Annotated in this window: 9 protein-coding genes and 2 tRNA genes; 4 read left to right on the top strand and 7 right to left on the bottom strand. The window is 67.4% G+C overall.

Annotation, left to right across the window (positions count from 1 at the left end; genetic code table 11):
- Positions 1–22: 22 nt before the first annotated feature.
- Complete coding sequence (locus FOA17_RS02690; protein WP_149139944.1) at positions 23–1,552, bottom strand: M24 family metallopeptidase; 1,530 nt, start codon at positions 1,550–1,552, stop codon at positions 23–25.
- Between the two features lie 108 nt (positions 1,553–1,660).
- Positions 1,661–3,166 (bottom strand): DUF2125 domain-containing protein, encoded by a 1,506-nt coding sequence (locus tag FOA17_RS02685; protein ID WP_149139943.1) that lies wholly within the window; start codon positions 3,164–3,166, stop codon positions 1,661–1,663.
- A 149-nt stretch (positions 3,167–3,315) separates the two neighbouring features.
- Between FOA17_RS02685 and FOA17_RS02680 the strand changes: the two genes are divergently transcribed.
- Complete coding sequence (locus FOA17_RS02680) at positions 3,316–4,056, top strand: SDR family oxidoreductase (RefSeq protein ID WP_149139942.1); 741 nt, start codon at positions 3,316–3,318, stop codon at positions 4,054–4,056.
- On the top strand, positions 4,053–4,676 hold the full coding sequence (locus FOA17_RS02675) for an enoyl-CoA hydratase/isomerase family protein (RefSeq protein ID WP_149139941.1): 624 nt from the start codon (positions 4,053–4,055) through the stop codon (positions 4,674–4,676). The genes FOA17_RS02680 and FOA17_RS02675 overlap by 4 nt, the downstream gene beginning before the upstream one ends.
- Before the next feature lie 40 nt (positions 4,677–4,716).
- On the opposite strand, the gene FOA17_RS02670 is transcribed toward FOA17_RS02675, so the two are convergent.
- A complete protein-coding gene (locus FOA17_RS02670; protein WP_149139940.1) occupies positions 4,717–7,230 on the bottom strand; it encodes a DEAD/DEAH box helicase in 2,514 nt (837 codons plus the stop codon).
- 527 nt (positions 7,231–7,757) lie between these two features.
- Here FOA17_RS02670 and FOA17_RS19685 point away from each other — a divergent pair.
- A complete protein-coding gene (locus FOA17_RS19685; protein WP_162528151.1) occupies positions 7,758–8,270 on the top strand; it encodes a peptidoglycan-binding domain-containing protein in 513 nt (170 codons plus the stop codon).
- Between the two features lie 27 nt (positions 8,271–8,297).
- On the opposite strand, the gene FOA17_RS02660 is transcribed toward FOA17_RS19685, so the two are convergent.
- On the bottom strand, positions 8,298–9,332 hold the full coding sequence (locus FOA17_RS02660; protein ID WP_149139937.1) for a LacI family DNA-binding transcriptional regulator: 1,035 nt from the start codon (positions 9,330–9,332) through the stop codon (positions 8,298–8,300).
- 279 nt (positions 9,333–9,611) lie between these two features.
- Here FOA17_RS02660 and FOA17_RS02655 point away from each other — a divergent pair.
- Positions 9,612–9,688: transfer RNA gene (locus FOA17_RS02655), tRNA-Arg, on the top strand.
- Positions 9,689–10,011: 323 nt separating this feature from the next.
- Here the strand turns inward: FOA17_RS02655 and FOA17_RS02650 are convergent.
- The 3 genes from FOA17_RS02650 to FOA17_RS02640 form a co-directional block, all read right to left on the bottom strand.
- Positions 10,012–10,088, bottom strand: a tRNA-Arg gene (locus FOA17_RS02650).
- A gap of 143 nt (positions 10,089–10,231) precedes the next feature.
- A complete protein-coding gene (locus tag FOA17_RS02645) occupies positions 10,232–10,693 on the bottom strand; it encodes a GNAT family N-acetyltransferase (RefSeq protein ID WP_149139936.1) in 462 nt (153 codons plus the stop codon).
- Positions 10,690–12,147, bottom strand: coding sequence for a DUF2125 domain-containing protein (locus FOA17_RS02640; RefSeq protein ID WP_162528150.1), 1,458 nt, complete (start codon positions 12,145–12,147; stop codon positions 10,690–10,692). Before FOA17_RS02640 ends, FOA17_RS02645 begins: the two co-directional genes overlap by 4 nt.
- Positions 12,148–12,223: the final 76 nt, after the last annotated feature.

Genomic DNA, 12,223 nt, shown 5'->3' with positions numbered 1-12,223 from the left:
GCCCGACCGCTTTAGGCAAGCCTTATGCGACATGCACCGCGCGCGACAGGGTGGAAAGGATCTCGCAGCCGGTTTCGGTCACCACCGCCACCTCCTCCAGCCGGATGCCAAAGCGGCCGGGCAGATAGATGCCGGGTTCGATCGTGAAGACCATGCCGGGTTCCAGCACCACCTCGGACACGCCGGTCAGATAGGGCGGCTCGTGAATCTCCTGCCCCAGCCCGTGCCCGGTGCGATGGGTGAAAAAGGCACCATAGCCCGCCGCCGTGATGACGCCCCGCGCCGCCGCGTCGATGTCGCGCGCGCGGATGCCGGGGCGGATGGCGGCCAGCGCGGCCTGAACCGCGGCCTCGACCACGGCATGCACCTCGGCATAGCTTTCGGGCGGGGTGACGCAGCAGGCCATGCGGGTAATGTCCGAATAATAGCCGTCCTTGCGCCCGCCGATATCGCAGACGATGGCATCGCCGGCGCGGATCACGGTTTCGCCGGTATGGTGATGCGGAAAGGCGCTGTTGGCCCCCGCGCCGACAATGGTGAACTCCGGCACCGCCCCTTCGGCGCGGAAAGCGGCCTTTGCGGCCTCGGCCAGGTCGCGTTCGGTCACGCCGGGGCGGATCGCGGCGCGCAGCGCGGCCTGTGCCAGATCGGCGATGCGGGCATTCTCGCGCAGCGCGGCGATTTCGGCGGGTTCCTTGCGCAGCCGCAGATGGCCTACGGTTTCCGCCGCAAAGCCGCGCCGGGCGCCGGGCAGCGCATCAAGCAGCAGCATCGCATGATCGGCGCGCATGGTCTCATCCAGCGACACCCCGCCCACCGGGCCAAGCGCCGCCAGCGCAGCCGCCAGCGCGCCACCCGGCCCCTGATCGTCGCCCCATTCCCAGAACGGCCAGTCGCTGTGCTGGCGCATGTCGGCGGCATTCAGCGCGGGCATCAGGAACCCCGCGCCGCGATGCCCGATCAGGGCAAGGCAGGGCCGTTCATCGGCAAAGGGCGCCGCCCCGGTCAGCCAGGCAAGATGCGCCCCCGGCGCCAGCGCGACCAGATCGACCCCGGCCTCGACCATGCGCACCCGCAGCCGGGCCAGCCGTGCCTCATGCACATCGCCCGCCCCCGCGGCCGCACGCATCGCCGGCGCAAGTTCGGCCAGATGCGCCGCGATCACCCGGTGCAGCGTCGCCACACGGTCAGGTGTGAAATATCCCTCCACATCCAGCACATTGACGGTGCCCAGCACCTCGCCTGCGACGATCACAGGCGCATTCACCGCCGCATGCAGGCCCAGCCGGTTGATCAGCGCATGGTCAAAGAAATAGGGGGCGAATTCGGCGGTGGTATTGGCGACAAAGGTCTCGCCCCGCAGCAGAACCATGCGGCTCCAGTCATCATGCTGGATCGGCTTGGGCACCGAGGTCGGATAGTTTTCCGGGTCGGAACTATAGGCCCGCCGCGCCAGCCCCGCCGCGGGATCCTGCACCGACACGGTGAACAGCCGCCCGCCGATCTCGGCCTGCACCGCCCTGTGAAGCCGCCCGAATATCTCTGCCGTCATCCGCCCTCTCCGAAATGGAAGGGCCGCCCGGCGGGCGGCCCTTGTCGTCTGCTGCCGGGGTCAGACTAGCAAAGCGCCGCTGCCCCGCATGTCGAAACGCGACATGCCTTATTGCAACTGCATGCCGTTGACGAAGAAGTGCTTGTCCTTGAACTCGATATTGGAGGTCATGGTGTCAGGCTCGCCCTCGACGACCTTGGCGAACATGCCCAGCATCATCCGCGCGCCCATCATCTGATCCTCGGGCACGAGACCCATCGCCATCAGCTTGTCCAGCAGACCGTTCAGCCCGACCGCCTTGAGGTTCACCGTGCCGGTCGGTGCCGGGGCCCCGCCGAAGGTGGTCATGTCGGTATTGTCAAAGGTCAGCGCGCCGGCGCCGGTGACATCGGCACCCGCCAGCTTGACCTGAAGCGCGTTGATGTTCAGCGATTGCAATTCGCCCGGTGCGCCTTGCAGCGCGGCCATCGCGGCCTCGTCCATCAGATCGGTCGTCAGCTTGACGGTGCCCTTGGTATCCAGATGCACGGTCATCGGATCACGCGGCAACTGCGCGGTCGGGTCGATCATGCCCCAGATCTCGTCGGAAATGGTCAGGTCGGCCAGCTTCATCATGAAGGCGAAATCGGCGGGCGTATCGCTTTTCGACACCGGGGCCACCAGATTGAACGCGCCCTCCTTATAGGCCAGATTGACCTGCGGGAACGGGATCTGCCCACCCGAGATGGTAAAGTTCGCGTCCTTCGCCGTGCCACCATAGGCCAGCTTGGCCGCATCCAGCGCAAAGGTCAGATCGCCGCCGGCATTGGTGCCCTGCGCCTTGGTCTCGCCGCTCTGGTCCGTGACCGTCATGTCAAAACTGGCGCTTTGATAGGCGACCGAACCGTCCATCCGCGCGCCGGCCTTCAGCGCCGCCGCGATATTCGCCATATCGCCCAGGATCGCGGAATTCGACATGGCGGTGATGCCCGCCACATTGACCACCGCGTTGATCTTGCTGCCATCCTCGGGGTTGGAGCCGGCAATGGTGATCGCCGCGCCATCCAGCGTCGCATTGCTCGACAACGCCTTGCTGTCCCCGCCCGCGACCAGATAGTTGCCTTTAAGCCCGGTCAGGACCGCCTCGGCCTTCATGTCCGGCGGCACGTCCTTGCCGCCTTCGATCCCGTCCAGCTTGATCGTCACGGACGGGCCGGTGAAATCATAGCGCATTTCCTCGGGGCTGCCCGAGACCAGCACGCTCATGCCCGGATTCAGCACCGAGACATGGGTCGTCGTTTCTGCCATCTCGCCGCTGGCGGGGGTCTTGATGGTGACCTTGGACCCGTCGCTCATGGTCATTTCGACGGTGCCATCGCCCTTGTCGGTCAGCGTCAGCTGATCCATCGACACGACCGCCTCGGCCCCATCCTGCGCCGAGGTGACGGCGATGCCCTTGACCACCAGCGCATCGCCCTCGCGCGCCTCGCTGGTGGTGGTCAGCGTCTGGCCATAAGAACCGCTCAGCGATTTCCAGTTTTCCCAGACCTGCTCAGGCGTCACATCGGCCAGGGCGGCATTGCCGGCGACAAGGGCGACAAAGGCGGTCGAACACATGAATTTCCACTTGGTCATAATAAATCCTTCCCTGCTGCAAATGATGCCAGAGCATCTGCCATGCCCGGTGCGCTGCTCAACCCGATCCGACAGTGGACGTCAGGGGTTTCCCGCACCTTCCCGCATGAGGTAACAAGCTTTGGATAGCGATGGAAGGAGGGAAACGGATGCGTGATCAGGTCGTGGCCATCACGGGGGCCAGCCGGGGCATCGGCGCCGCCGCCGCACGGATTTTCGCCGAGGCAGGGGCGCGGGTCGCGCTGCTCGCACGCAGCAAGGCCGACATCGCCGCGCTGGCTGCCGAAATCGGCGATGCGGCGCTGGCAGTGCCCTGCGACGTGGCGGATTGGGAATCGGTTCAGGCCGCCATCGGCGCGGTGGTGGTGGAATGGGGCCGCCTTGACGTGCTGATCAACAATGCCGGCGTGATCGAGCCGATCGCCCGCCTGTCAGAGGCCAGCCCCGCCGCTTGGGCGCATCTGATCGACATCAACCTGACCGGGGTCTTTCACGGCATGCGCGCCGCGCTGCCGGTGATGCAACGCCAGGGATCGGGCACCATCCTGACCATTTCCTCGGGCGCCGCGCATCGCCCGCTGGAGGGCTGGAGCGCCTATTGCGCCTCCAAGGCCGGGGCGGCCATGCTGACCCGCGCCCTGCACGAGGAAGAAGGCCAGTGGCTGCGCGTCATGGGCCTGTCGCCCGGCACGGTGGCAACCGAAATGCAGGTGCAGATCAAGGCCTCGGGCATCAATCCGGTCAGCCAGCTGTCCTTCAGCGACCATATCCCCGCCGAATGGCCGGCGCGCACGCTGCTATGGATGTGCGGCGACGCGGCCGAGGCCTGGCGCGGTCAGGAAATCTCGCTCCGGGATGAGGCGATCCGCCGCGCGGTGGGGCTGGCATGATCGAGATCACCCGCGATGGCGGCCGCTGGACTGTCACGCTCGACCGCCCCGACAAGGCCAATTCCCTGACCCGCGCCATGCTGACCACGCTGGCCGAAACCGCCGAGGCTGCGGCCGCCGACAGCGATTGCCGCGTCTTCGTGCTGACCGGGCGGGGCAAGGTCTTTTCCGCCGGCGCCGATCTGGACGAGGCGCGGGCGGGGCTGGCCACCGATCCGGTCTGGGAGCGTCTTTCGGGCGCAATCGCCGCCCTGCCCTGCCTGACCATCGCCGCCCTGAACGGCACGCTGGCCGGTGGCGCCATGGGCATGGCGCTGGCCTGCGATCTGCGGCTGGCCGTCCCGGGCAGCAAGGTGTTTTACCCGGTGATGAAGCTGGGCTTTCTGCCGCAACCCTCGGACCCGCCGCGCCTGGCGGCGCTGGTCGGGCCGGCGCGGGCCCGGATGATCCTGATGGCCGGCGCCCGGATCGAGGCCGAGGAGGCGCGTGACTGGGGCCTGATCGACCGCATCGTCGCGCCCGAGGCCTTGGAGGCGGCGGTGGCGGCCCTTGCAGCCGATGCGCTGGCGGCCAGCCCCGCCCATGTCGCGGGCATCAAGGCGCTGATCCCCGCGCGCTGATGCAAAAAGGCCCCGCGCAGGTGGCGGGGCCTTTCCGGGGTCATTTCTTCTTCGGCGGCACGAAACGCTTGGAGGTGTCGCGCGCATCGGCGGGCTTGGGCGCCGGCTTGCCCTTGGCGGGGCGGGCCGCAAAGGTCTTGCCCTCGGCCTTGTGCGACTTGGTGCCGGCGGCGCGGGCGGGCTTGTCCTTGCCGCCGCCATGCGACTTGAACCCCGCCGATTTCGACGCCGGACGATCGCCGGTCTTGCCCGCGCGATCCCCGGAACGGTCACTGGCCGACCAGCGCGGCTTGCGCTCGCCACCCTCCGGGCCTTCGCCGCGTGCCGCATAGGGCTTGCGCGGGGCGGCATCATCCTTGCCATAAGCCTCGCGCTTCACATAGGGCTTGCGGTCGCCATCCTCGCGCTTGGCATAGGGCTTGCGCTCCGCAGCATCCCGCGGCGCATAGGGTTTGCGATCCCCGTCTTCACGCTTGGCATAGGGCTTGCGCTCAGCCCCGTCGCGCGGCGCGTAGGGTTTGCGATCCCCCTCCTCGCGCCGGGCATAAGGCTTGCGATCCCCATCCTCACGCTTGGCATAGGGCTTGCGCTCGGCCCCGTCGCGCGGGGCATAGGGTTTGCGATCCCCATCCTCGCGGCGGGCATAGGGCTTGCGCTCGCCATCCTCGCGCGGGGCATAGGGCTTGCGCGGCGCATCGGCATCGCGCTCACGGGCCGGATTGAACTCGCGCGGCTTGTAGACCCGCTTTTCGGTCTCCGCCGCCTCGGGACGGGCCGGATAGTCGCGCTCGCGCTTGGCATAGGGCGGGCGCGGCGCGGCCTCGCCCTCATCCTCGACAAAGCGCGAGGGCTTGGGCGCATAGGCGGGCTTGTCGCGACGCGGACGATCCTCGCTGCGCTCCGGGCGCGGCGCCCGATTTTTCGCCGAAAAATCGGCACGGGCCGGGCGTTCGGGGCGACCGAATTGCGGCTCGCCCTCCACGCGGTGCAGGGTCAGGCCCGGCTCCAGCTCCATACCGTCGGTGATGCGCCCGGCCGAGGCCTTGGCGATCTGCACGAAGGTCACGGTCTGCTGCACCCGGATGGCGCCGATCTCGTTCTTGGTGATGCCCACACCGTCGCAGATCTTCGGCAGCAGCCAGCGCGCTTCGGCGCGGCCCTCATGCCCGACCGAAAGCAAGAACCATTCGGCCTCGCCAAAGGCGTTGCGGTCACGCGGTGCCGAAGGCGCGGCCTGCGAGGGCGGCGTGGCATCCTGCAACTCCTCGGGGGCGGAACGCGCCTCGCGCCACAGCCGCACAAAGGCCGCCGCCATATGTTCGGCGCCATAGCGCTCGATCAGGTCGCGGGCCAGCGCGGCCTCATCGCCCGGGCGGTCGGCCAGCAAGGGCAGTTCCAGCAGCCGCGCATCGTCCCGCGCCTGAACCTCGTCGGCCGAGGGGGCCTTGGCCCATTCCGCCACCACCTTGGCACCTTGCAGCAGCCGGGTCGCCTTGCGGAATTCCGACGGCGGCACGATCAGGACCGACGTGCCCTTGTTGCCCGCGCGCCCCGTCCGCCCCGAGCGGTGCAGCAGGGTTTCGCTGTTCGACGGCAGATCGGCATGGATCACCAGTTCCAGCCCCGGCAGGTCGATGCCGCGCGCCGCGACATCGGTCGCGATGCAGACCCGCGCCCGGCCGTCGCGCAGCGCCTGAAGCGCGTGCATCCGTTCCGATTGCGACAGCTCGCCCGACAGCGCGACCACCTGAAAGCCGCGATTGCCCATCCGCGCCAGCAGATGATTGACGTTCATCCGCGTCTTGCAGAACACGATGGCCGTCTTCGCCTCATAGAAGCGCAGCACGTTGAAGATCGCGTGTTCGCGGTCACGCGGCGTGATGTTGATGGCGCGATAGTCGATATCGCCGTGCTGGCGCGCCTCGCCGGCGGTTTGCAGACGCACCGCATCGCGCTGGAAGGTGCCGGCCAGCTTTTCGATCTCTTTCGGCACGGTGGCCGAGAACATCAGCGTGCGGCGGTTTTCCGGCGCGGCACCCAGAATGAATTCCAGATCCTCGGCAAAGCCCAGATCCAGCATCTCGTCGGCCTCGTCCAGCACCGCGACATGCAGAAGCGACATGTCGAGGCTGCCGCGTTCGATATGGTCGCGCAGACGGCCGGGCGTGCCGACGACGATATGGGCGCCGAAGGACAGCGCGCGGCGCTCGGTGCGATAGTCCATGCCGCCAACGCAGGTGGCGATCTGCGCGCCGGCCTTGGCATAGAGCCATTCCAGCTCGCGCGCGACCTGCTGCGCCAGTTCGCGCGTCGGCGCGATGATCAGCGCCAGCGGCGCCTCGGCGGGTTTCAGGATGTCATCGCCACCCAGCACCTCGGGCGCCATGGCCAGGCCAAAGGCCACGGTCTTGCCCGAGCCGGTCTGCGCCGAAACCAGCGCGTCGCGACCGGACAGTTCGGGGGCCAGCACGGCCTGTTGCACGGGGGTAAGGCTTTCATAGCCCTTTTCGGCAAGCGCCGCTGCCAGCGGTGCCGCAATATTCAGGTCGGTCATGTCTGTTCCAAAGAAGGGGCGTGGGCGCCCGTGACGGCCCACCCTTCCCCTTGGCGCCGGGCCTCCCTGCCCTGGGCGCATCCGGAATCATCGGAGCCTCGGCGCTGCGCCTATCCGAAATCGGGCCTCAGGTATAGTCAGAAAGCGTCGGCCATGGTCGCGAGGGTCGAAGAACATGCGCGCCGCACCGACCGCCAGCGGCGGCAAGGATGCATTGCCCGGGGATTCGCGGTCGGTTGAAAGCCGCCCCTGCGATTGACCGCAACCTTGCCACCGCCCGCCACGGCGACCGGCGAACAGCCCCCGTTGAGGGCGGCGCCTGTCCATTGGTGGCGCCACGACCGGATTCGCCTTTCGCGCACCGTCATCAGCCGACTCCCACCAAAAAACCGCGCATCAGGACGGCAAAGGCGGCACCGCGCCAGACCGAAAGGGGCATGTTATCCGATATCAAGGCGCCGTTTTTGCCTGTCATCCGGCCTTGGCCCATCTCAGACGCCATGAAACCGCATCCGAAAGGACAAGACATGCTGCCTGTCATCTCCTCCGCCGCCAAGACCACGATCCTGGGCGCCCTCGCGCTCAGCATCGGCCTGACCGCCGCCGCGCCGGCCCAGGCGCTTGGCAAGAACGAACGCAAATTTCTGGAAGGCGTCGCCGCCGCGATGATCGTGGACCGCATCCTTGACGATGCCCGCCGCCGCAACCAGCCGCGCCAGCAGCCTGTGCCGCAATACTATGTGCCGCAGCAGCAATATTACGTTCAGCCGCGCCCGACGCATCGCAAGCCGGCCCACACCTATCGCAGCAGCATCTATGCGACGCCGGTGGCGCAGGCCTTCAACTCCTACACCTCGGCCGACCGCAAGCGCATCCAGCAACGGCTGGCGGCGCAGGGCTATTACCGCAGCGGGATCGACGGCTCGTTCGGGCCGGGCACCTATAACGCGATCGTCGGCTATGCCAATGACCGCGGCCAGAGCAACGGCCTGCGCAATACCTCCGGGGTCTATGGCATCTTTGACGGCCTGATCTACTGATCCGGCATCACGCCCCCTGGCCCGGCGTCACGCTTTGCGGATCGTGTCGCCGGGTTGCAGCGTGGGGAACAGCTCGATCCGTTCCCCGCCGATCACCCCGGAAGGACGCTTGCCCGCGATGATCTCGGCCGCATGGATACCGATCTCGCGCCGGCAGGCATCCATCGTCGCCAGACGGCGCGGCAGGCCATCCAGCAGCTCCACCCCGTTGAAGCCGGCAAGACCCAGCCGCCCGGGCACGTCGATGCCCTGCGCCAGACACCACAAAAGCCCGCCCGCCCCGATCATATCGTTGGAATAATACAGGAAATCGAGGTCGGGCGTTCGCGTCAGGATCGCCTCTGTCATCTCGCGCCCCTTCTGGAGCGCGGACCCCCCGGCATAATATTCCTCATCCGCCAGGGTGATGCCGGCGCGGCCCAGCCCCTCGCGGAATCCCTCCAGCCGTTTGCGGGCGCGGTGGTCGTCGGGCATCTTGGTGCCCAGAAACCCGATGCGGCGATATCCGGCCGCGATGATCGCCTCGGCCATCTGCAACCCGGCGCGGCGATGCGAGATGCCGACCGCGCTGTCCACCGGATCGCCGTCGATATCCATGATCTCCACGATCGGGATTCCGGCGGTTTCCAGCATGGCCCGCGCGGCCTCGGTATGTTCGAGCCCCGCGATGATCACGCCGGAGGGGCGCCAGCTGAGCATCTCATACAGCACAGATTCCTCACGCTCGGGCAGGTAATTGGTGATGCCGACCACAGGTTGCAGGCCGGTATCCTCCAACGTTTCGGAAATGCCCATCATCACCTCGGGGAACACCATGTTCGACATCGAGGGGATGATCACGCCCACCAGGTTGACCCGCTGCGAGGCCAGCGCCCCGGCGATCTTGTTGGGCACATAGCCCAGCCGCCGCGCTGCCTGAAGCACCCGCTCGCGCGTGGTTTCCGACACGTCGCCGCGGTTGCGCAACACGCGGCTCACCGTCATCTCACTGACGCCCGAGGCTTCGGAGACGTCGCGAAGGGTAAGGGTGCGGCGCGGATCGGGGGGGGTGGGCTTGGTCACGGGATCTGTCCTTGGACGAGTACAGAATCATTGTTAGCGCCAAAAGAACCCCTTGTCCAAGGCATGATCCCCTGCTAATGTTAGCGCTATCAGGATTGTCCAGCGCGCCCGCAAGCTCTCAACTGGCGCGACGGATCCGCGGAGGGGACGTTGGGCCAAATTTCGGCCCCTCCGCACCTGATACCCCCCCTGCTACCCCCCGCGCGATCCGACCGGAAATGGTTGCACATTCCCCCATTTGCCCGCATGAAGGGCGCATGCCCTCCGCGTGACGGTAACGGCCCCGTGGCTCAACTGGATAGAGCAGCCCCCTCCTAAGGGGCAGGTTACAGGTTCAAGTCCTGTCGGGGTCACCACCCTCTGCCGCTGCCGGAAATGCATCAACACCCACAAGCGCCCTGCGGCTCACGCGACTCGCCGCGCACGATCAATGCGCTCCGATTTGAGTGGCCGTGCCAGAGATGCGGTCGCCGGCTTGCCCGCACGACCAGAGGTGCGAACCCACCAAACGCCAGCATCCCGTCCGGCCACCACGCTGAGCGACGCGGATGCGTCAAGCGAAGTGGATCGCCACAATAACCCGCGCGATGCCGGGATCAGGCCCGTCCCCTGCAAACCAGCCGGACCAAAACTGTAAACTCTGATTTTTCCGTTATCCATCAATTCGATAGATTGAGGATGGCGACCCCGGGAGGACTCGAACCCCCGGCCAGCCGCTTAGAAGGCGGCTGCTCTATCCAGCTGAGCTACGGGGCCACGGATTCGACGTTTAACCCCTCGGTCGCGCTTGGGCAAGGCGCACGACGGCGCGCGGCGTTTTTCGACATCGTCCTGTGATGTGCCAGGCTTTTGCCGGCGCCTGACTGGCCAACAGATGCAGATCCGCTTTAACGCCAGTCTCACAAGTTGCGGGTCATGAAATAGCTGTTGGGGTCTTCCCAATAGCCTTCGAACGGGCCGCAGACCGCAAAGCCCGCGCGGGTATAGAGCGCGCGGGCGGGGGCGAAGACTTCCTCGACGCCGGTCTCCAGGCTGAGCCGCCGATAGCCGAGCGCGCGGGCCTCCTCCATCAGCCGGTCGAGCAGCTGCACCGCCAGGCCGCGGCCGCGGGCCTCGGCCACGACATGCATCGACTTGATCTCGGCATGGTCGTCGCGGATGCGCTTGATCGCCCCCATGCCCAGCACCGCCGCCCCTTCGCGCAGGGTAAAGAAGGCGACCCCGGGCGCGGCCAGTTCAGCGGGGTCAAGCGCATGCACGCTTTCGGGCGGCGAGGCGGCCCACATCATCTCCAGATGGCGCTGCAACAGCGGCAGCACATCGGGGGCAAGCGGGGTATCGCGGCGAATTTCGAGCGTCATTTCGGAGCCCTTCGTGAGAGGTCGAGCCCGTTGACCAGCACGGTCCCAGGGCGGGTTTCGGCGTCGATATCCCAGACCAGCCCGCGCCCATCCGGCGCGGCGCGGCCCAGCCCACCGATCAGGGCCAGCGCGGCGTTGGCCTTCGGGCGATCGGCCTCGGGCAGGGCCTCCAGCGCCTTGGCGATACGGTCCCAGCCCTCGACCGTGATGGCGCCCCGCCCGGTGGGCGGCGTCGCGCCATCGGTGAAATGCATCGCCCCGCTGCCCTGCGCCAGATAGGCCGGCGCGCGCAGTTCCAGCGCCTGCACCGTCAGATCCAGCCCCTCGGGCGCCAGCAGCGGCCAGAGCCGCTGGCGCAGATCGGCCGGCAGTCGCGGCACCGCCCCGGCATCAAAGGCCCCGATGATCAGCCGCAACGGCGCGGCCGGGTGAAAGCCGCCCAGCTGAATGTCGAGCCGCAGCCGATCCGGCAGCAGCGGCCCCGCCCAGGCGGGGATGAGCAAGGGCGCCTCGGGCTTGATCCCCTCGATCAGCCAGGATTGCCGCGCGTTCGCCGTTTCGGACAGGCCCTCGGCCTCCATCGTCAGGGTCGCCCGATCCAGCGCCAGCGTCAGACCGCCGCTCTGGATCGACACCTTGCTGTGGATCGCCTTGTGGCTGATCCGTTCCACCCCGGGCACCAGCGCGAGCAGACGCTGGCGCAGCCCCTCCTGCTGGGCGGGCAGGGTGGCGGGGGTGACATTGGCGACCATGAACCGCACGAGATCATGCAGCGCCTCGGTGCGCAGGCCGGTCAGGCTGCGTTCGGTCTGGATCCGGTCCAGACGCAGATCGAGTGTGAAGGGGGGCGCCCCCACCGGCGCAATGCTGAGCGAGTTGCTGACCCCGATCATCTCGGTCCGGTCGGTGACATCGGCGCCGGTGCTGCCGGCAATCGCCTGGGCGCGCCAGGCAATGTCCTGGATCGCCGAAACGTGCCGCATGACCTCGCCCGTGGCGGCATCGCTCCGCGTCTCGTCGTTGGCGACCTTGCGGATGGCGACCTGCGCCTCGCGGAACAGGCCCAGCTTTGCGTCATAGATGCCGCTGGCCAGCACCCGGTCCACCGTCAGGGTCAGGCTGTGGCGCGGCGCGTCGGTATAGCGCAGGCTCAGCGGCTGGTCCTGCTTGACCGCCCACAGCCCCTCGCCCTTTGCGGTGACAGACAGGCGCAGCGGTGTCAGCTCCACCTTTGCGCGCAGATCGGGCGGCAAAAGCGGCGTCGGATCGAGGGTGACGGCATAGGCCTTGCCCTCTGGGTTGACCTGCACGACGCCCGGCGTCTTGCCGAAATAGCGTTGCAAATCAGCCTCGATCGTCGCGGCGGCGCTGTCGGTCACGGGCTGCGCCGGGGCAGGCGCGGCCACAAGGCCCATAAAAAGGGCGGCAATCAGGGCGCGAGACCGAAACGACATGCAAATTCCTGACAAGACAACAGAACCTGCCTTAGTTCACCACTCTGCACGACCAAGCGCAACCCATCCTTGCACG

The sequence above is a fragment of the Gemmobacter caeruleus genome, from assembly GCF_008271655.1.
Lineage (GTDB): Bacteria > Pseudomonadota > Alphaproteobacteria > Rhodobacterales > Rhodobacteraceae > Gemmobacter > Gemmobacter caeruleus.
Note: the sequence above shows the minus strand (reverse complement) of the source record. Positions and strands in the feature narration are given on the sequence as shown.

Excerpts from the sequence above, each read along its gene's own strand:
- FOA17_RS02690 (WP_149139944.1), bottom strand. The coding sequence starts at position 1,552 with ATGACGGCAGAGATATTCGGGCGGCTTCACAGGGCGGTGCAGGCCGAG.
- FOA17_RS02685 (WP_149139943.1), bottom strand. The coding sequence starts at position 3,166 with ATGACCAAGTGGAAATTCATGTGTTCGACCGCCTTTGTCGCCCTTGTC.
- FOA17_RS02680 (WP_149139942.1), top strand. The coding sequence starts at position 3,316 with ATGCGTGATCAGGTCGTGGCCATCACGGGGGCCAGCCGGGGCATCGGC.
- FOA17_RS02675 (WP_149139941.1), top strand. The coding sequence starts at position 4,053 with ATGATCGAGATCACCCGCGATGGCGGCCGCTGGACTGTCACGCTCGAC.
- FOA17_RS02670 (WP_149139940.1), bottom strand. The coding sequence starts at position 7,230 with ATGACCGACCTGAATATTGCGGCACCGCTGGCAGCGGCGCTTGCCGAA.
- FOA17_RS19685 (WP_162528151.1), top strand. The coding sequence starts at position 7,758 with ATGCTGCCTGTCATCTCCTCCGCCGCCAAGACCACGATCCTGGGCGCC.
- FOA17_RS02645 (WP_149139936.1), bottom strand. The coding sequence starts at position 10,693 with ATGACGCTCGAAATTCGCCGCGATACCCCGCTTGCCCCCGATGTGCTG.
- FOA17_RS02640 (WP_162528150.1), bottom strand. The coding sequence starts at position 12,147 with ATGTCGTTTCGGTCTCGCGCCCTGATTGCCGCCCTTTTTATGGGCCTT.